Origin of the sequence: Vibrio sp. 10N.286.45.E10, from assembly GCF_002874195.2 — a bacterium.
GTDB classification, from domain to species: Bacteria; Pseudomonadota; Gammaproteobacteria; order Enterobacterales; family Vibrionaceae; genus Vibrio; species Vibrio crassostreae.
This window is the reverse complement of sequence record NZ_MCWD02000003.1, coordinates 50,084-68,993: the sequence shown is the minus strand read 5'-3', so window position 1 is coordinate 68,993 and position 18,910 is coordinate 50,084. Positions and strand designations below refer to the sequence as shown.

The 18,910-nt window shown below is 44.3% G+C and carries 18 protein-coding genes; 10 read left to right on the top strand and 8 right to left on the bottom strand.

All coding sequences use genetic code 11. From position 1 onward, the window contains the following. Position 1: 1 nt before the first annotated feature. Positions 2-280 (top strand): type II toxin-antitoxin system RelE/ParE family toxin, encoded by a 279-nt coding sequence (locus BCU34_RS21555; protein ID WP_017067997.1) that lies wholly within the window; start codon positions 2-4, stop codon positions 278-280. Further along, on the top strand, positions 280-576 hold the full coding sequence (locus BCU34_RS21550; protein WP_017067998.1) for a HigA family addiction module antitoxin: 297 nt from the start codon (positions 280-282) through the stop codon (positions 574-576). The genes BCU34_RS21555 and BCU34_RS21550 overlap by 1 nt, the downstream gene beginning before the upstream one ends. Positions 577-659: 83 nt before the next feature. Here the strand turns inward: BCU34_RS21550 and BCU34_RS21545 are convergent, their stop codons facing one another. Then, a complete protein-coding gene (locus BCU34_RS21545) occupies positions 660-2,003 on the bottom strand; it encodes an MATE family efflux transporter (protein ID WP_102478712.1) in 1,344 nt (447 codons plus the stop codon). A 156-nt stretch (positions 2,004-2,159) separates the two neighbouring features. Between BCU34_RS21545 and BCU34_RS21540 the strand changes: the two genes are divergently transcribed. From BCU34_RS21540 to BCU34_RS21515, 6 genes are all read left to right on the top strand, one after another. Then, the gene (locus BCU34_RS21540) at positions 2,160-3,278 is read left to right on the top strand and encodes an LPS O-antigen chain length determinant protein WzzB (RefSeq protein WP_102478713.1); all 1,119 of its coding nucleotides are present in this window, start codon (positions 2,160-2,162) and stop codon (positions 3,276-3,278) included. Positions 3,279-3,460: 182 nt separating this feature from the next. Continuing rightward, positions 3,461-3,751, top strand: coding sequence for a co-chaperone GroES (locus tag BCU34_RS21535; protein WP_004741353.1), 291 nt, complete (start codon positions 3,461-3,463; stop codon positions 3,749-3,751). A 51-nt stretch (positions 3,752-3,802) separates the two neighbouring features. Beyond that, the gene (gene groL / locus BCU34_RS21530) at positions 3,803-5,449 is read left to right on the top strand and encodes a chaperonin GroEL (protein ID WP_102530484.1); all 1,647 of its coding nucleotides are present in this window, start codon (positions 3,803-3,805) and stop codon (positions 5,447-5,449) included. Between the two features lie 629 nt (positions 5,450-6,078). Further along, a complete protein-coding gene (locus BCU34_RS21525) occupies positions 6,079-7,143 on the top strand; it encodes an acyltransferase family protein (protein WP_157937345.1) in 1,065 nt (354 codons plus the stop codon). A 516-nt stretch (positions 7,144-7,659) separates the two neighbouring features. Then, positions 7,660-8,217: a VC2662 family protein gene (locus BCU34_RS21520; RefSeq protein WP_017068001.1), complete on the top strand. Its 558-nt coding sequence runs from the start codon at positions 7,660-7,662 to the stop codon at positions 8,215-8,217. 256 nt (positions 8,218-8,473) lie between these two features. Next, on the top strand, positions 8,474-9,952 hold the full coding sequence (locus BCU34_RS21515; protein WP_102479622.1) for a diguanylate cyclase: 1,479 nt from the start codon (positions 8,474-8,476) through the stop codon (positions 9,950-9,952). A gap of 93 nt (positions 9,953-10,045) precedes the next feature. Here the strand turns inward: BCU34_RS21515 and BCU34_RS21510 are convergent, their stop codons facing one another. Both BCU34_RS21510 and epmB read right to left on the bottom strand, forming a co-directional pair. Further along, complete coding sequence (locus BCU34_RS21510) at positions 10,046-10,534, bottom strand: MgtC/SapB family protein (RefSeq protein WP_055320086.1); 489 nt, start codon at positions 10,532-10,534, stop codon at positions 10,046-10,048. 195 nt (positions 10,535-10,729) lie between these two features. After that, positions 10,730-11,752, bottom strand: a complete 1,023-nt coding sequence (gene epmB / locus BCU34_RS21505; protein ID WP_102479621.1) for an EF-P beta-lysylation protein EpmB — start codon at positions 11,750-11,752, stop codon at positions 10,730-10,732. A gap of 33 nt (positions 11,753-11,785) precedes the next feature. Between epmB and efp the strand changes: the two genes are divergently transcribed. Next, on the top strand, positions 11,786-12,352 hold the full coding sequence (gene efp / locus BCU34_RS21500; protein ID WP_048661402.1) for an elongation factor P: 567 nt from the start codon (positions 11,786-11,788) through the stop codon (positions 12,350-12,352). Between the two features lie 785 nt (positions 12,353-13,137). Here the strand turns inward: efp and frdD are convergent. The 4 genes from frdD to frdA are packed head-to-tail and all read right to left on the bottom strand — an operon-like array spanning position 13,138 to position 16,509. Further along, positions 13,138-13,524 carry a fumarate reductase subunit FrdD gene (gene frdD, locus BCU34_RS21495; protein WP_059021694.1) on the bottom strand — a complete coding sequence of 129 codons (387 nt, stop codon included), beginning with the start codon at positions 13,522-13,524 and terminating at the stop codon, positions 13,138-13,140. 12 nt (positions 13,525-13,536) lie between these two features. Then, entirely contained in the window at positions 13,537-13,920 is a 384-nt protein-coding gene (gene frdC, locus BCU34_RS21490) for a fumarate reductase subunit FrdC (protein ID WP_048607793.1), read from the bottom strand. A 1-nt stretch (position 13,921) separates the two neighbouring features. Further along, positions 13,922-14,686: a succinate dehydrogenase/fumarate reductase iron-sulfur subunit gene (locus tag BCU34_RS21485; RefSeq protein WP_009847917.1), complete on the bottom strand. Its 765-nt coding sequence runs from the start codon at positions 14,684-14,686 to the stop codon at positions 13,922-13,924. Then, positions 14,686-16,509 (bottom strand): fumarate reductase (quinol) flavoprotein subunit, encoded by a 1,824-nt coding sequence (gene frdA, locus BCU34_RS21480; RefSeq protein ID WP_102478590.1) that lies wholly within the window; start codon positions 16,507-16,509, stop codon positions 14,686-14,688. Before frdA ends, BCU34_RS21485 begins: the two co-directional genes overlap by 1 nt. A 411-nt stretch (positions 16,510-16,920) precedes the next feature. Here frdA and epmA point away from each other — a divergent pair, with 411 nt between their 5' ends. Next, positions 16,921-17,895: an elongation factor P--(R)-beta-lysine ligase gene (gene epmA / locus BCU34_RS21475; protein ID WP_102478593.1), complete on the top strand. Its 975-nt coding sequence runs from the start codon at positions 16,921-16,923 to the stop codon at positions 17,893-17,895. 56 nt (positions 17,896-17,951) lie between these two features. Here epmA and BCU34_RS21470 read toward each other — a convergent pair whose 3' ends face one another. Then, on the bottom strand, positions 17,952-18,839 hold the full coding sequence (locus BCU34_RS21470; protein ID WP_102478591.1) for a DMT family transporter: 888 nt from the start codon (positions 18,837-18,839) through the stop codon (positions 17,952-17,954). Positions 18,840-18,910: the final 71 nt, after the last annotated feature.

Sequence of the window (18,910 nt, the reverse complement as noted above, 5' to 3'; positions counted from 1 at the left end):
TATGATTAAAACATTCAAGCATAAAGGCCTCAAAAAGTTTTTTGAGACTGGCAGTAAAGCCGGTATTCAAGCTAAGCATGAGCGTAAGCTTAGGATGCAGTTGGCAGCTATAGATACTGCAACCATTATTGATGATGTTGATCTACCTGGCTTTAAGCTTCACCCATTAAAAGGGGATAGAGATGGTATTTGGTCAATCACAGTAAATGGTAATTGGCGTATTACTTTCGAATTTATTGATGGTAATGCCTATATTTTAAATTATGAGGATTATCACTAATGAGTATGCACAACCCTCCTCACCCAGGTGAGTTTATTTATGACCTATATATGGAACCGTTTGGTTATAGCTGTCGTTTTGTTGCAAAGCAGCTTGATGTATCACCTTCTACGCTGAATCGTGTTCTTAAAGGCCAAAGTGCAGTTTCTCCTGAAATGGCTTTACGCCTTTCTAAGTCACTGGGTAGAACCCCGGAGAGTTGGTTAACAATGCAGGATCACTATGATCTGTGGCAAGCAAAACAGAACGTTAATCTAGCGAAGGTAAATACGATCAACTTTGCTTTAGCGACATAAATATAACGAAGATGGACTAAGCGCTGCGCAGTCAGCGTTTGTCTTCCAGTTTTTGGTTTGTACTATCCCTCTTAGTATCCCGGTTACTCGCATCCCGTATCTGCTTTAGTCCTTACACGAAGTGCAAAGCAATACCCTGAAACACCGCCGACAATGTTCCCCAAGGCTAAGCCTATAAACAGTCCTTCGACACCATCAATTTGGCTGCCTATCCAAGCGAATGGCAAGGTAAACACAAACAAACGCATGAAGCTCCATTGAAAGGCTTTGAGTGGTTGATGCATAGCATTCATGCCGCTGATCAGCATCATCACAATACCTTGGAACCCATAGCTAAAGGGAACGACCAACAAGTAATGCCACAAAATGCCTCGTACGGATTCTTCTTGAGAGAACAGGGCGGCCAAAGGAATGCTTAGCGGCACCATCATTAAGAAAATCAAACCCTGAAATAGCACAGCAAAACGCATGCTTAAGAACAGAGCCTTGAAACTACGTTGTGGATTCTCAGCGCCAAAGTTTTGCGCCATGAAAGGCGTGAGAGCAGAGGTTAAAGACATCAGTACGATGATCAAAATCGATTCAATTCGCTGAGCTGCGCCATAAGCTGCAACAGCTTCAGTCCCTTGCTTGGCTAACATCATCATAATGATGGCACTAGCTAGTGGGTTTAGCGCATTGGAGAGTGCAGCTGGAGTGCCGATAGTGAGAATTTGTTTCCAGTCATCGATGATGCTTTTCAGTTTGGGCGGAGCAAGTAGCTTTTCTCGTATGGTTAATACATACAGTGAGCCACATAAAGCACCAAACCAACTGAATCCGCTAGCAATGGCTGCGCCTTGAATTCCTAATTCAGGGAAGGGGCCGTATCCAAAGATCAGCAGCGGGTCGAGTATGCCGTTAATTAGGCCAGCTAACATCATGACCTTGGCCGGTGTTTTGGTATCGCCACTCGCTCGTATCGCGCTGTTACCTGCCATTGGAATAACAAGTAGTGGAATGGCTAAATACCAGACTGTCATATATTCGGATATCAGTGGCAGTAGCTCAGGTTCAGCGCCTAACAAAGTAAACATAGGCTCTAGCGTTACGAGCCCCAGTGTTGATGTAAAACCAACAAGCAACACCGCAAGCAGTAAACCGTGGCAAGTAAAACGAGCCGCATTTTGTGCGCAACCTTGACCAAGTAACCTTCCAATACACGTCGAAAGGCCGATGCCAATCCCCATGGTGATGCAGTTGATGGCAAAGGTGACAGGGAAGGTGAAGCTCACCGCAGCAAGGGCTTGGGTACCCAGTAATGAGATAAAGAAGGTATCGACTAAGTTAAACATCAAGATCGCCACCATACCGAATATGGTCGGTATGGTCATGGTACGCAATGTACTCTCAATAGGAGCAGTTAATAGCCCGTGCTTATCTTGCATGTAAAACGCCGATTGAACTAGAATATGGCTAGGATACAGTGAATTGTGAGTAGTCTGAAGATCGCTTTCATAAAGTTTACAAATCACACAATACTAACAGCATACGGTGTGATAGCATTCTGCCGTTATTAATTCAGATGTTTTGAGAGATTTATAGTGAAGCAGCATACACAGCCACACTCCCTGCAAGACCCATCGTTGGATACAACGGGCGATAAGATTGATTTGTTAGAGCTTTTTAAGGCCTTGTGGGACGGCAAGTTAATGGTCATATTGGTTACTGCTTTATTTACTGCTAGTAGTATTGGTTTTGCTTTGTTCGCTCAAGAGTTGTGGTCTTCCAATGCAAAGATCACCAAGGGTCAACCCCAAAACCTAGCTGCATATCAACAACAAGTGAAGCAGTTTCAACCTATTTTCGATATCTATCAAGAAGATGGCACCGTCCTTGTCAGTAGAGAACTGGATGGTTTGGTTGATCCTAAGGTATTGTTTCAGCGCTTTATGAATACCTTTAATTCAGCGGATAATAAGAGAGATTTCTTAGGTAATAGTGCTGCGTTTCAAGAGTTTAAAAACTCTATGCTTGTTGACAGTTCTGATATGACACCGGATGAGGTTAGAATCTTATATGCAAAATGGTTTGATAGTATTTCCGCTTCTAAAGTCGATAAAAAGGATCTTAATTCACCATATACTATTAGTTTTCAAACAACGACTAAGGAAAGTAGTTTCGACTTGTTAACAGCTTACATTTTGACTACAGAGTTAAAAGCTCGTGAAGATGCATTTAATAACTTACGCGCTATAGTGAATAGCAAGCATAATGAGCTGATCCAACAAAAAAGAATTTTAGAAAGCCAGGCAAGTACTAAGTTGTTAGTTGAAACTGAGCGAACAAAATATGCAGCCCAAATTGCCAAGTCTGCAGGAGTCGATAGACCAATTCAAACAGGCAATGAGAGTGAATTATTTAGCATCGATTTAGGTGCTAAGGGCTTAGATGCAAAAGTTAAAGCCCTAGAGTCAGTTAAAAATTTAAGTGTTATTGAGCCTCGTCTTCAACAAATAAATGCAAAACTGGATATGTTGAAGAATCTTGAAATTGATCGAAATGCTGAGTTTCAAACGTTCCGTTACTTAGATAATGTTGAAAAACCGATAACTCGTGATAAACCTAAACGTGCTTTGATAGTTATATTTGGAACATTGTTAGGTGGTATGTTTGGGGTTGCGATCGTTCTAATACGTTTTGTGTTTAGAAAAGAAGACTAAGTTTCTAATGGCTAGTGTTATCACTGGCCATTTTTCTTTTCTCACTCCTTGTTGTTTGAGTTTCCTCACAAAAAGTCCACCTCCCCCCTTGGGTTCTTCCACATCGCCCCAACATACTCTTTAACCCCATGCCAATCGTGGCAACTATCAAATTAAATGGAAATTATCAGGAGATCTGACCGATGAATATCCGTCCTCTACACGACCGAGTTATCGTTGAGCGCCAAGAAGTTGAATCTAAATCTGCTGGTGGCATCGTTCTAACTGGTTCTGCCGCTGAAAAATCAACTCGCGGTGTAATTCTAGCTGTTGGCAAAGGCCGCATTCTAGAAAACGGTTCAGTACAACCATTGGACGTTAAAGTTGGCGACACTGTTATCTTCGCTGAAGGCTACGGCACTAAATCTGAAAAAATCGACGGCAAAGAAGTTCTGATCATGTCTGAAAACGACATCATGGCGATCGTTGAGTAATCCGACCCATAAAACTGAACTGACTGAATAAAGAATTTAAAGGAAATAAAGATGGCTGCTAAAGACGTTAAATTTGGTAACGACGCACGTATTAAAATGCTAGAAGGTGTAAACGTTCTGGCTGACGCGGTAAAAGTAACGCTAGGTCCTAAAGGCCGTAACGTTGTTTTAGACAAATCATTTGGCGCACCAACGATCACTAAAGATGGTGTTTCTGTTGCACGTGAAATCGAACTTGAAGACAAGTTCCAAAACATGGGCGCACAAATGGTGAAAGAAGTGGCTTCGCAAGCGAATGACGCAGCGGGCGACGGTACAACAACGGCGACAGTTCTTGCACAAGCAATCATCACTGAAGGCCTAAAGGCCGTTGCTGCTGGCATGAACCCAATGGATCTTAAGCGCGGTATCGACAAAGCGGTTATCGCAGCAGTTGAAGAGCTTAAAGGCCTTTCTGTTCCATGTTCTGATACTAAAGCTATCGCTCAAGTAGGTACTATCTCTGCGAACTCGGATTCGACAGTAGGTAACATCATTGCTGAAGCGATGGAAAAAGTAGGCCGTGATGGCGTAATCACAGTTGAAGAAGGCCAGGCTCTACAAGACGAGCTAGACGTAGTTGAAGGTATGCAGTTCGATCGCGGTTACCTATCTCCTTACTTCATCAATAACCAAGAAGCGGGTTCTGTTGATCTAGAAAGCCCATTCATCCTGCTTATCGACAAGAAAGTTTCGAACATCCGTGAACTTCTTCCGACTCTAGAAGCAGTAGCTAAGGCATCTCGTCCACTTCTTATCATCGCTGAAGATGTAGAAGGCGAAGCGCTTGCAACTCTCGTTGTGAACAACATGCGTGGCATCGTTAAAGTGGCTGCTGTTAAAGCACCTGGTTTCGGTGACCGTCGTAAGTCTATGCTTCAAGACATCGCTATCCTAACGGGCGGCACGGTTATCTCTGAAGAGATCGGTCTAGACCTTGAGAAAGTAACGCTAGAAGATCTAGGTCAAGCTAAGCGTATTACTATCACTAAAGAAAACTCAACCATCATTGATGGCGCGGGTGATGAAGTGATGATCCAAGGTCGCGTTTCTCAAATCCGTCAACAAATCGAAGATGCAACGTCAGATTACGACAAAGAGAAGCTTCAAGAGCGCGTAGCGAAACTAGCTGGCGGTGTTGCAGTAATCAAAGTTGGCGCTGCGACTGAAGTTGAGATGAAAGAGAAGAAAGACCGCGTAGAAGATGCACTTCACGCAACTCGCGCTGCAGTTGAAGAAGGTGTGGTTGCTGGTGGTGGTGTTGCACTTATCCGCGCTGCATCTAAAGTTGCTAACCTTGAAGGTGACAACGAAGAGCAAAACGTAGGCATCCGTGTTGCACTACGTGCAATGGAAGCGCCTATCCGTCAAATCACTAAGAACGCAGGCGACGAAGAGTCTGTGGTTGCTAACAATGTTCGTGCTGGCGAAGGTAACTACGGTTACAACGCGGCGACTGGCGAATACGGCGACATGATTGCAATGGGTATCCTAGATCCAACTAAGGTGACTCGTTCTGCATTACAATTCGCAGCATCAGTTGCTGGTCTTATGATCACAACCGAAGCGATGATTACTGACAAACCTCAAGATGCGTCTGCTGCAATGCCTGATATGGGTGGCATGGGCGGTATGGGTGGCATGGGCGGTATGATGTAAACCACTAAAGATAATTAAGTTATTAATAAACAATGACTTAATTTCACGTGGGCGCGAATGTAGACGTTGAGGGATGCCGGTTTGAAGATTCTGGCATCCCTTTTTTAATGGCAACTCTATTCTTTTTATTTTAAAAGGTTTCCGGAGTTATGTTTTGTCTTTAAAGTATGTGACAAGGTGTTCATATAAAAGAGTTAAGAGCAAAGGCAAAGGGGCTACAGTTTATTATAAGGCTGGATTGTGTTGGGAGGGGTAATAGTAGCAACCAAGCGTTGTCTGTTGGGAAGAAGCACAAAACATCTGTTGGAAGGTGTTGATTATTTGGAATAAAAAAGGATTATCACCGGCGGTATTAAGCCTTAGTACCCATAAATAATCATCGACAGGTCAATTGATGTTTATCATGGCTGGTGCGGTTGCTAGTTTTGATTTCTAGGTGTTACTTGAAGGTAAGAAGAAGGAATTGTTATTGTAAATTCAAAGGGCGAGAGTCGTGTTTGTTTTTCAAGTATTTATCGATCAGGAAAAGATGAGGGGCAAAACGAAGTATAGATTTAATTTACAGCTTCTTAGTTTAGGGTATGATTAACCTTTTTACTTCCCATAGTAATGTGTCAGGGGGATCGGCTTTGGATAAGAAAAACCAACAAATATTATCACTTCAGATCTTAAGGGGGGTAGCAGCTTGGCTTGTTGTTTATCATCACTATAGTCAAGTGTTTTTTTCTTGGGATATGTCGAAAAGTATATTTGGAGAAAGTGTAGGCTATTTCCTTATGCATTATGGAAAGCTTGGAGTTGATATATTCTTTGTTATCAGTGGTTTTATTATATTTCTAAGCGCACAGCGAATGCTAAATGCGAAAAAGTTTATAATAAATAGGTTATTACGAGTGGTTCCACCCTACTGGTTCTATACATTAGTAATGGTTATTCTTTCATTTTTTATACCAGATGCTATAACTTCAGAATGGACTGTGTCATCGCTGATAAAGTCATTACTGTTCATACACCATGAAAACCCATCCCCCTCTCTAGGAGCTTATCCATATTTAACAGTTGGTTGGACTTTGTTATTTGAAGTGTCATTCTACATAATATGCATGTCTAGTATACTAATTTTTAAGAAGTATTGGTTTATGCCTGTCGTTCTTTTGTTGTTGTTTCCTCGTCAATTATGGCCATTCGACAGCTTTAGTTTCTTCTTTGAGTCAAAGTACATTGGAGAGTTTGCTTGGGGGATTGTTATTGGGCTAGGGTATACCAAAGGGTTATTCAAGACTAATAATCTTATCTCATTGCTTTTGTTATCTTTCTCTTGTGGTTTCTTTATCTATGGTGGTGCTCAACCATATAAAATAACTGCTATTGTTTTATTGGTTATGGCGCTTCTCATGTGTAACGAGAAAGTGTTTGATAGCTATGCTTTTTTTCCGCTTAAGAAGTTAGGTGATTATTCCTACTCTACATATTTAATCCATGCAGCAATATCTGTTCCAATTTGCAGTTATATTTTTGATATTAAAGACTACCATAACAATGATCTAATATTGTTTTTTACTTATACAGTATTGACCTTGCTTCTTTCATACTTGAGTTATAGGTATATTGAAGGGCGTTTAGTTTCACTCTGTAAAAAAGTAAGCTGTGTATTTAGCGTCTTTAAAGACAAAAAGATTGAGATTAGTGGTTAAAATGTAGTCGTTCATGAACGAGGCTATATCTATATAAAAAATCGAAAACCCATCTCAGAGTATGTATTTAGATGGGTTTTTTTATAAATTTTCTCTAGTAGCTCTTTTCTAGTTTGCTTGAAATGTTAGTGACTTTGATTCGAAAAAATCATCGGTTTACATTAGAGGCACTTCATATATTAAGCGCCTTAATTAAATAGCTAGAACAATGAAAAAAAGAAGGCGATTATTCTCTTTCTCTATTCTTATCTCTTCGAAACCCATTTATCAGCACCTCGCATTCGCATCTCGTCACCCGTATCCCGCATCTGCTCTTATCTCTGCTCTTTGCTTTTCGAATCTCGTTTACTCGTATCCCGTATCTGTTTTTCCATTGCTCTTTCTGATTTACCGTCTTATATTCAACAGTACAGTTATGACATTGGTCTAACATGGATAGCTGTTGAATAAAGGATAATAAATGCTTGATTGAAAATGGATTAATCAAGTCAACAATAAGTCAGTGGAGACTCCCCAATGAAAAAACTACTTTCAGTACTTGCTGTGTCGGCAGCAGTAATGGCACCAGCGGCATTCGCTTCTTCGCCTGTTATGTTTTCAACGATCAACGGCTTCAACGCACCTGATTCAGATGCGGTTGGCGGTGTACGTTTAGCTCTGCTTCACGGACAAGTAAACGACCTTAAAGGTGTTGATCTTGCGGTCGTTGGTATGTCTGAGACGCAAACAACAACAGGTGTGAACCTGGGTATCTTCGGTGCATCAAAAGTGAATCAAGAAATGACTGGTGCTTCACTTGGTTTCTTCAACTGGAACACAGGTAAAACAACGGGTGTTAACCTTGGTGCAGTGAACATTACCAATGATGTAAAAGGCGCGAACGTGAGTTTCGTCAACTACTCAGAAGGTAACACTATGGTTGATGTTGGCGCAGCGAACCTTTCAGAAGTGTCGACGGTTCAGGTTGGTATCTTCAACAAAACCAACAAAATCGAAGGTGTACAAGTTGGCCTGATCAACTGTGCTGATAACGGTTTCTTCCCGTGCTTCCCGATTGTCAACTTTGCTAAATAAAGCGGTCGTTTAGCCTTTAGTTCTACTATTGGCGAGCGATGTTTAGTTGGCGTATTAGCTTTTATTTAGCGCATTAGCGTTTAAAAGCTAAGCCTATCAACGCCTAAACCCTTGTTTAGGCGTTATTACATTCAATTCCACAACCAAGATAAACTTCTCAAACCACCTGATAAGCATATTGTTTTATATTTCCTGTTGCAGTATTTTTACTTATAAGTACAATGTGCGATAAATTCCCAATGATGATTTATATGCTTTGATTAACCACCATACCATCGATTTTAAAAAGGCTTTTTTAAGTCTGACCGCCAGTTTTTTAGTAGTTTTGAGCTTGTTGCTCGTTGATTCAGCGGAAGAATCAGATAAACAGTATGGAATCGAAAACCAAGGCGTGACACGCTCTTTAGCGGAGCTCACACAGATCATAAATGCGCTTGAGTACAACATCACTGCGCTTTATCCACTACATGGGGATACCTACGTATTCTCGCATGACAAAAAGATTGAAGGTGAGACGTGCTACTTCACTAGTGAGGAGCAACATGCCCCTCGTTTTGATTTTATGTTCTCTGGCCCTCGCGAGATGTGTAACCCGAAATCGGACCTTTATACCGAAGCGGGTAAGCGTTTGTTTATTGCGCCTACCATGGCCTATTTCGCCAATACCATTGATACCATCTCAGCGATCTACTTCATCTCGAAAGAGAAGTTTATTATCTCTTCCCCCTCTGATATTGCCCAATATATGAAAGGTGATACGTTCGACTCTGTCGTAAATAGCCGACCATATTGGATCAATACGGTTCGCTTTGGCCTATCGCAAGGCAAAGACCAAGTGGTGTATACCGGCCAATACGATGATTATCTGACAGGTCAAAAAGTGGTGACCTTAACCAAAGGGATCTACGTTAATGGTGAGTTTAAAGGGGTATTGGGTGTCGATGGCTATGTCTCTAACCTAGTATCAAACCCTACCCATGGCTATAAAGTCACAAGTACGCGAGGCGCAAACAAATACGGCTTTATGGACTTTACCTATTCTAAGCCTCTGTATGTTGATGACATTAACACCCAGCTATATCTGAGTATTGAAGAAGATAAGAGCGAGCACTTTCTGCATGTATTGGAGATGGAGAAGATTCAGCTTTCGATACTGTTGGTTTTGTATCTGCTCTCGGTTTTATGGCTATGGCGTTTCTATACAAGACAAGAGCACCAGCGTTTAAATGCCCTAGCAATGTGCGACCCATTAACGGGCTTGCTGAATCGACGTGGCTTTGAAACCCGATTACTGGCGCAAGATGAAGAGCCGATTATTGGTGTTGGCGTGTTTGATATCGATGATTTCAAAGTCGTTAATGATCAATATGGTCATAAAGTGGGGGACGAGGTGATTTGTCATGTTGCTCAGTTGATGCTGAACAGCGTTAGACAGCAAGATATCGTGGCTCGATTTGGTGGTGAAGAGTTTGTTGTTGCGATTACGGGTGAATCATCAGAGTTGCTTTCATCGATCTTTGAGCGAATCAAAAACGACATTAGCCTACAGAGTTATCGATGCCCAACGGGTGACAAGATAAATATCTCTGTCTCTGGTGGCGCGACGCTCTACTCTTTGTACAAATTCGACAGTGTTGGGCACTTGTGGGAAAACCAGAGTATTCGCGCTTGCGACGAACAGCTCTATAAGGCAAAGGCTGCGGGCAAGAACCAGGTGTGTATTCAGGTGTATTAAGCGCTTTCGTAATAGCTTAAAGCCTAGTCGTTTGACTAGGCTTCTTTTTTGTCTAAGGAATTGTGTCTAGTAAATCTCATTCAAGAAGAGAGGTTACTTTTTCGCGCGACCTTTTCTCATCCACTTTTGGTGAACACCACGACGCAGGCTCTGGAAGCTATTTTCCACCTTGTCGACACCAAGCAGAATCACTAGCGCCATTAGCGTGATAATGACTGATTGAGAAAGGTGGCCAAGTGCGATCATCATACCTAATGCAGCGAGCACCCAGATAATCGCGGCTGACGTGACTCCATGAATCTTGCCATCCAGTGTCATCATTACCCCTGCGCCAAGGAAACCCACCCCAGTAATTATCTGCCCAAGCACACGAGCTTGATCGAGCGTATTAGGGGAAAGGCTAATCGCCATGGTGAGGAAGAAGTAGGTGCCGCTGATGATCAGAATCGATGTCCTGATCCCTACCGGTTTACCGCGTGTTTGTCGCTCTATGCCGATTAACGAACCACACAGCATGCATACTGCAAGACCTGCCCAGCTAAAGGGGGCAAGGTTGAGAGTTTGTTCTATAAATTGTGTCATATCACCCCTCCTAAAAATTTAGAATAGAGCCGAGTATGCTAATAATAGACCGGACGATCGAACAAAAACTTTTTGTCTTAACGATTGATAAAGATGACTTAAAGTCTAGCAGCCGATGTTGTTAAGGTGAAGCTAGGGGAGTTTTTCTTTTGTCGCTTCTTGATACTCAAGAAGCGACCATTGCTCGAGATAGAGTTATTCAATGTGTAGGTCGAGTGGTGTCTTGCTGCTGCGTCCGCCAATCTCTCGGGTTAACTTAGGTACTAGGTAGCCAGAAACCTCAGAGATCAAACCCTTGAAGTGGTGCTTGGCTTCTTCATCTGAAATATAGAAATGAGCAGCGCCCTGAACCTTATCAAGCACATGCATATAGTAAGGTAAAACACCGGCATCGAATAGTTTTTCGCTTAATTCTTTCAATGAGTTAGTGCTGTTGTTCACACCTTTAAGCATCACGCCTTGGTTGAGCAGAGTCGCACCAGTTAGCTTAAGCTTATGGAAGGCTTGCTTGAGCTCCAAGTTGATTTCATTGGCATGGTTAATATGGCTGACCATGACCACATTGAGATGAGTTTGCGCTAGCAATTGGCACAGTTCATCCGTTACTCGAGCGGGAATCACAACCGGTAATCGGCTATGAATTCGAACGGTTTTTACATGTGGGATCTGTTCGATAGCATTGATAAGCCACTCTAGTTCGCTGTCTTTGGCCATCAGTGGATCGCCACCCGACAAGATAACCTCGTTGATCTCTGGGTGAGCCGTCACATAGTCGAGGCTGGTTTGCCAAACAGACTTTGAGCCCTTGTTATCTTGATAAGGGAAGTGACGACGGAAGCAGTAGCGGCAGTTAATCGCACAGCCACCTTTCACTATCATCAGTGCACGATTTTTATATTTGTGCAGTAAGCCCGGGATTGCGTTCTCTTGCTCTTCCAGTGGATCGGCGGAATAGCCTTGGTGCACCTCAAACTCTTCACTTAGCGGTAAAACCTGTCTTAGCAAAGGATCGTGTGGGTTGCCTTTTTCCATTCGTTCGACAAAGCTAAGAGGTACCCGAAGTGCAAATAGCTCACGAGCAGCGAAGCCTGCTTGCCACGGTGTTGGGTCTATTTCCAATGCCTCAAGCAGTTTTGTCGGGTCAGAGATCGCATTCGATAGTTGTTTGAGCCAGTTTTGCTCAACAGATTCGACTTTTCGGGTTATGATATGCGGCATTGAAATTAACTCAAAGATGTGGAAGAGAAAATCATGGCGTCAGTAAGCACCAATGAATTCAAAGGCGGTTTAAAATTCATGTTAGATAACGAGCCTTGCTCAATTATCGACAATGAATACGTTAAGCCAGGTAAAGGCCAAGCGTTTAACCGTGTAAAACTTCGTAAACTGCTGTCAGGCAAAGTGTTAGAGAAAACATTCAAATCAGGCGAAAGCTTTGAGCTTGCAGATGTTGTTGACGTTGAACTAGGTTACCTATACAACGATGGCGAATTCTACCACTTCATGAACAACGAAACATTTGAGCAAATCGCAGCAGACGTAAAAGCAGTTGCTGACTCTGCAAAATGGTTAGTTGAAAATGACGTTTGTACTCTAACGTTGTGGAATGATAACCCTATCACAGTAACTCCACCAAACTTTGTTGAGATCGCAGTAACAGAAACCGATCCTGGCCTTAAAGGCGACACACAAGGTACTGGCGGTAAGCCTGCAACTCTAGCAACTGGCGCGGTTGTTCGCGTACCTCTATTCATCGCAATCGGTGAAGTTGTTAAAGTTGATACTCGTACTGGCGAATACGTTGGTCGTGTGAAGTAATTTGATTGTGCCCATCTTGTTTTGGATGGTTCAGTACAATGAAAAAGGTCGCTCATGAGCGACCTTTTTTGTATCTGAAGATCGGAGAAGGGCAGATGCGAGTAAACGAGATGCGAGATACGAAGAGCGGGAAGGGCAGATTCGAGTAAGCGGGATGCGGGATACGAAGAGCGGGAAGGGCAGGTTCGAGTAAACGAGATGTGAGATACGAAGAGCTTGAAGGGCAGATGAGAGTAAGCGAGATGCGGGATGCGGGATACGAAGAGCGGAAAGGGCAGATGCGCGTAAACGAGATGCGAGATACGAAAAACAAAAAAAAAGCAGAGCTGGATAACCTAGCTCTGCTTTCGCTTTTCTGCTCTTAAGCTTTTCGCATCTCGATTACTCGAATCCCGCATCTGCTTTAAGCTTTTCGCATCTCGATTACTCGAATCCCGCATCTGCTTTAAGCTTTTCGCATCTCGATTACTCGAATCCCGCATCTGCTCTTAAGCTCTTCGATACTCGATTACTCGAATCCCGCATCTGCTTTAAGCTCTTCGATACTCGTTTACTCGAATCCCGTATCTGCTTTAAGCTCTTCGATACTCGTTTACTCGAATCCCGTATCTGCTTTAAGCTCTTCGATACTCGTTTACTCGAATCCCGTATCTGCTTTAAGCTCTTCGATACTCGTTTACCCGAATCTCGAATCTGCTTTTAAGCTCTTCGCATCTCGATTACTCGAATCCCGCATCTGCTTTTAAGCTCTTCGATACTCGTTTACCCGAATCTCGAATCTGCTTTTAGATCATAAAGATGAAAATAACAGACAATGCGCTGATTAGGCCTGCAACGAAGTAGCAACCCACTTTACCCGCAACACCGACGTGGAACTTAAGGTCGTGCATGCCGTGGTGAAGACGGTGCATTGCGTGCCACATTGGCAGTGCCAGCGTACCGATGATGAATAGCGCACCGATAATGCTGGTGGCAAACTCAGACACACGCTCGTAGCTCATTGCGTCCGCATCGATGATGCCCATTGGCACTAAGATACCTAACACTAAAATCGTGATTGGTGTGATCATCGCGAACCAAGTACCGCCAGCGCCGAATAGGCCCCACCAGATTGGTTCATCAGAGCGTTTCGGATTGTGGTTAACAGGTTTTACTTTGTAATTTGTGTTCATAACGAAAGCTCCTTACACCACAACAAGAACGATTAAAGAAATAAAAGCCACCGCTGCCCACTGGGTCAGTACGATGATTCTTTTATCAACCAATTTGCCTTTAAGACGGATTGGCATTACTTGAGGCATCATGCTGAAGAAGGTCTGAGCGTGCAGCAAGCTGCCAAGCAGTGCCACGATATTAATACCGACAACAATAGGATTCGCCATGAAGCTCAACCAACCAGCCCAAGCTTCAGGGCCTTTCACTAGTGCACCCAAACCGAAGGTTAGGAACAGAGTGAATAGAATCAAAGGCAGTACAGTCGCTTCACGTAGCATGTAGAAGCGGTAGAACGGGTGGTTGCTCCACCACGTTCTCTTCATCTCACGAACATAAGGCTTACGATTGCTCATATTATGCCTCCTCTGCTGTTTTTACTTGCGATCCGTCTGGCTTGAACATCGAGATAACGAAGTCCATTGAAGACTCAACTTTACCTTGGTTCACTGCCGCTGCTGGGTCTACTTTCTTCGGACATACGTCAGAACAGTAACCTACAAACGTACAACCCCAAGCGCCGTTGTCGCCATTGATAAGCTTCATGCGTTCAGCTTTACCATTGTCACGGCTATCTAGGTTGTAGCGGTGAGCAAGAGCAAGAGCCGCAGGGCCGATGAACTCAGGGTTTAGACCGAACTGAGGACACGCTGCGTAACACAAACCACAGTTGATGCAGCCAGCGAACTGTTTGTACTTCGCCATTTGCTCTGGAGTTTGGATGTTAGTGCCGTCTTCTGGCTTACGGTCGTTACCAATGATGTAAGGCTTGATTGCTTCAAGGCGTTCGATGAACGGCGTCATGTCGACAATCAAATCTTTTTCGATTGGGAAGTTAGCCAAAGGCTCAATCTTGAAGCCATTCGGGTAGTCACGTAAGAAGCTTTTACATGCCAGTTTTGGCACGCCATCAACCATGATGCCGCAAGAACCACAAATCGCCATACGACAAGACCAACGGTAAGACAGGTCTTTATCTAGGTTATCTTTGATGTAACCGATCGCATCAAGTACTGACATGGTTTCATCAAACGGAACTTCAAAGGTTTGAAAGTGAGGTTCTGCATCGTGCTCAGGGTCATAACGCAGGATTTCAATTTTTTGGATTCGATTCGCTGACATTATGCTTGCTCCTCTTCGCTCTTCTTCGCATTCTCTTCTGCTGCTTTTTCAGCGGCAGCGGCTTTCTCAGCAGCTTCACCGTACAGACGAGCTTTAGGTTGAGATTTGGTGATCTTAACGCCGCTGTAGTCGATGGTTGGTGCTGCATCTTCGTTGTAGAAAGATAGAGAGTGTTTCAGGAAGTTCACGTCATCACGTTCTGTGCAGTTGTCGTCTAGACGTTGGTGTGCACCGCGAGACTCTTTACGAAGGATCGCTGAGTGAACCATCGCTTCTGCAACTTCAAGGCCGTAACCCACTTCGATAGCGTAAAGTAGGTCTGTGTTGAACACTTTGCCTTTGTCTTTAATGCTGATCTTCTTGTAGCGCGCTTTCAGTTCAGTGATTTTGTCGATGGTCTTTTGCATCAAGTCTTCTTGACGGTAGATACCACAACCCGCTTCCATGGTGTGACCCATTTCAGTACGGATATCAGCCCAGTTCTCATCGCCTTCTTGGTTTAGTAGACCGGCGATGCGATCTTCAACCGCTTTCACTTGCTTAGCGATAGACTCTTCATTCCAACCTTTGAATTCAGCTGCACGTTTCACAGCTTGTTCACCGGCTACGCGGCCAAATACTACGAACTCAGCCAGAGAGTTAGAACCTAGGCGGTTTGCACCGTGTAGGCCAACAGAAGCACACTCACCAACAGCAAATAGGCCTTTGATGCGAGTTTCACAAGTACCGTTAGTTTCAATGCCACCCATGGTGTAGTGAACGGTCGGACGAATTGGGATTGGCTCTTTTGCTGGGTCTACGTTTACGTACGCTTTTGCCAGCTCACAGATGAACGGTAGACGCTCTTGCAGATACTCTTCACCAAGGTGGCGAAGGTCAAGGTGAACTACATCACCAAGAGGGTGCTTGATGGTGTTGTCTTTCTGCTGTTCGTGCCAGAATGCTTGGGAAACTTTGTCACGAGGACCCAGTTCCATGTATTTGTTTTTCGGCTCGCCCACTGGAGTTTCAGGGCCCATGCCGTAATCTTGTAGGTAACGGTAGCCGTTCTTGTTGACGATGATACCGCCTTCACCACGACAACCTTCGGTCATCAAGATGCCAGTACCCGGTAGGCCTGTTGGGTGGTATTGAACGAACTCCATGTCACGTAGTGGCACACCGTGGCGATAAGCCATAGCCATACCGTCGCCGGTCACGATGCCGCCGTTGGTATTACAGTGGTAAACACGACCTGCGCCACCGGTTGCTAGAACAACCGATTTTGCTTTGATGGTAACAAGCTCACCTTCAGACATATGAATCGCGATAAGGCCTTGTACTTCGCCTTCTTCAACGATCAAATCCACCACAAAGTACTCGTCAAATCGTTTGATTTGGTCGTACTTCATCGAAGTCTGGAACAGAGTATGAAGCATGTGGAAGCCAGTTTTATCGGCTGCGAACCACGTTCTTTCTACCTTCATACCGCCGAATCGGCGTACGTTTACTTCACCGTTTTCTTTACGACTCCATGGGCAGCCCCATTGTTCCATTTGGATCATTTCGCGAGTCGCGTTTTCAACAAAGTATTCAACAACATCCTGTTCACATAGCCAGTCGCCACCGCCAACAGTATCGTTGAAGTGGTTATCTAGGCTATCTTCGTCTTTAATTACCGCTGCTGAACCGCCTTCTGCTGCTACCGTGTGCGAACGCATTGGGTAAACTTTAGAAATCAGTGCTACTTCCAAATCAGGATTAGCTTCAGCTGCTGCAATAGCTGTACGAAGACCAGCGCCGCCTGCGCCGATGACTGCGATATCTGTGGTAATTGTCTTCACAGTTATTCTCCAGTGTGATGCGGAGTATTCCGCTTGTTATTATAAAAAGCCTATTTAGAGCGCAGTAAACGGCATCAACCGATTATCATCTCTAAGCCTTAAGTGGTAGGTTCAGTGTATGAGAGGGTGTGATTTCAAATATTGATTTAATTAGGTTTTTGCTTCGGTAATGCATGTGGAGGCATAGAAATTCTAGGTTATGTGATTCTAATCACGGCAAGAGTTTGTTCGTTGCAAGAAGTAAAGAAACGTGTCGACAAATGTATCGATATTGAGTGCATTGATGTTGTTAATTGCTATTGACGTTCATCATCAATATCAGTGTGGTGGGTCGAATTTAAGAAAAGATGATTTTTGGCTAAACAAACGGTATCTTTCGATCCAGTTATTTCAGTGAGTCATTCTAAAATCATGAACCAAGCTAACTGGCAACCAGCTGCGCCGATCAAGCAGTTAAAACAACGTGCTTTACTGATTCGTCAGATCCGCGATTTCTTTTTTGAGCGTGATGTGTTGGAGGTGGATACCCCAGCCATGAGCCATGCTACTGTGACAGATGTGCACTTACATACTTTCAAAACTGAGTTTGTAGGGCCAGGGTATGCGGGGGGGCAAAAGCTGTTTTTCATGACCAGCCCTGAGTTCCATATGAAACGTCTTTTGGCGGCAGGAAGCGGCTGTATTTATCAGATAGCTAAGGCATTCCGCAACGAAGAGAACGGCCGTTACCATAACCCTGAGTTTATGATGTTGGAGTGGTATCGCGTAGGTTTCGACCACCATCAGCTGATGGATGAGATGGATGACTTGTTGCAGCTGGTGCTGAATTCTCGGGCGGCTGAACGAATGACTTACCAAAATGCGTTTCTTGACGTGCTGGGTGTATGTCCATTAGAAGGTTCAATGGAAGCGCTAAAGGTTTGTGCTGGTGCGTTAGGTCTGAGCGATATTGCTGACCCTGAACAAGACAGAGATACTTTGCTGCAGCTACTGTTTAGCATTGGTGTAGAGCCTAAAATTGGTCAAACAGTGCCAGCATTCGTTTATGATTTCCCTGCGTCTCAAGCGGCACTGGCTAAGATTAATCCAAACGACTCGCGAGTGGCTGACCGTTTTGAGGTGTACTTCAAAGGCATCGAGTTGGCAAATGGCTTCCATGAGTTAGATAACCCGCAAGAGCAGTTGCAGCGCTTTGAAGATGACAATGCTAAGCGTATCGAGATGGGCTTATCGCCTCAACCGATTGACCATCATTTGATTGAAGCGTTAAAAGCAGGCCTGCCAGACTGTGCGGGTGTTGCTTTGGGTATCGACCGGTTGATCATGCTTGCTATGGGGCATGATCATATCGATGAAGTCACGGCTTTCCCCTTCCCACGGGCTTAACATTGGTGAGTTAGCAGAAGTTAGCGAGCAGATCGATTAGCTGACAACCAGTGCCACTATCTTACTAGAATGCCAGTACCCACTACGGCAACAATGGCTCCGACCCAAGCATAGGCGTTTGGTCTCTGCTTGGTGTACAGCCATAGAATGGGCAGCAACATGATAGGTGTGGTTGAAGAGAGTAGAGCAACCATGCCGACATTTCCTTCTTGCAGTGCATATAAGATCAGCGTCATTCCCACCGCCATAGCAAGAAAACCGTTCACTGCGGTAATCGCGAATATATGACCATTCATCGGATTCAGTGCGCGTGAAAGCTTAGCGCCCGTTAAGCGAAATGCGGAGTGAGCAACAAAGGCGGTGATCATTCGAATCGCAGAGGCAGCTACGGGATCAATGTTGGTTTGCATCACGGGTTTGGCAATAATACCGCCCAATGCTTGGCAGATTGCGGCCGTGATGCCCAGAGCAACACCAATCCACACGGTGCCCTTGATGGTTTCAAGCTGGTTGTTTGCTTGGCCTCGACGACCAAAGAAGATTGCGGTTAATACGCCACTGAAAACCAAGGCCGAGCCAATTAGCTCGCCAGAGGTCATGCTTTCGCTAAACAGGAAGTAACCGAGAATCGCAGAGAATACGGCGTGACAAGAGAACAGTAAGCCAGCTTGGCGTGGGCCCATTCGGTTCAAACAGGCAAATAGGGCGGTATCACCAATGAAGATGCCAATCAGCCCTGATAGCATCATCGGTGTGACTAGATTGGCTTCGACCGTTGACCAACCTCCGGTAAACCAAGCCATACTCGATAAGATGACCGCAGTGCAGCCCATACGCCAGCGGCTATAGGCAAAAGAGCCTAAGTGTTGAGCAGGCTTTACGGACATTAGGCTTGCGATAGCCCAAAGAAAAGCAGCGGCGAGAGCCAACCATTCGAACCCCATCGATTAACAGTCCTTGTGTCTGGGATAAATTAGCTCATCAATATGCATCAAACCGAACTGAGAACAAAGCG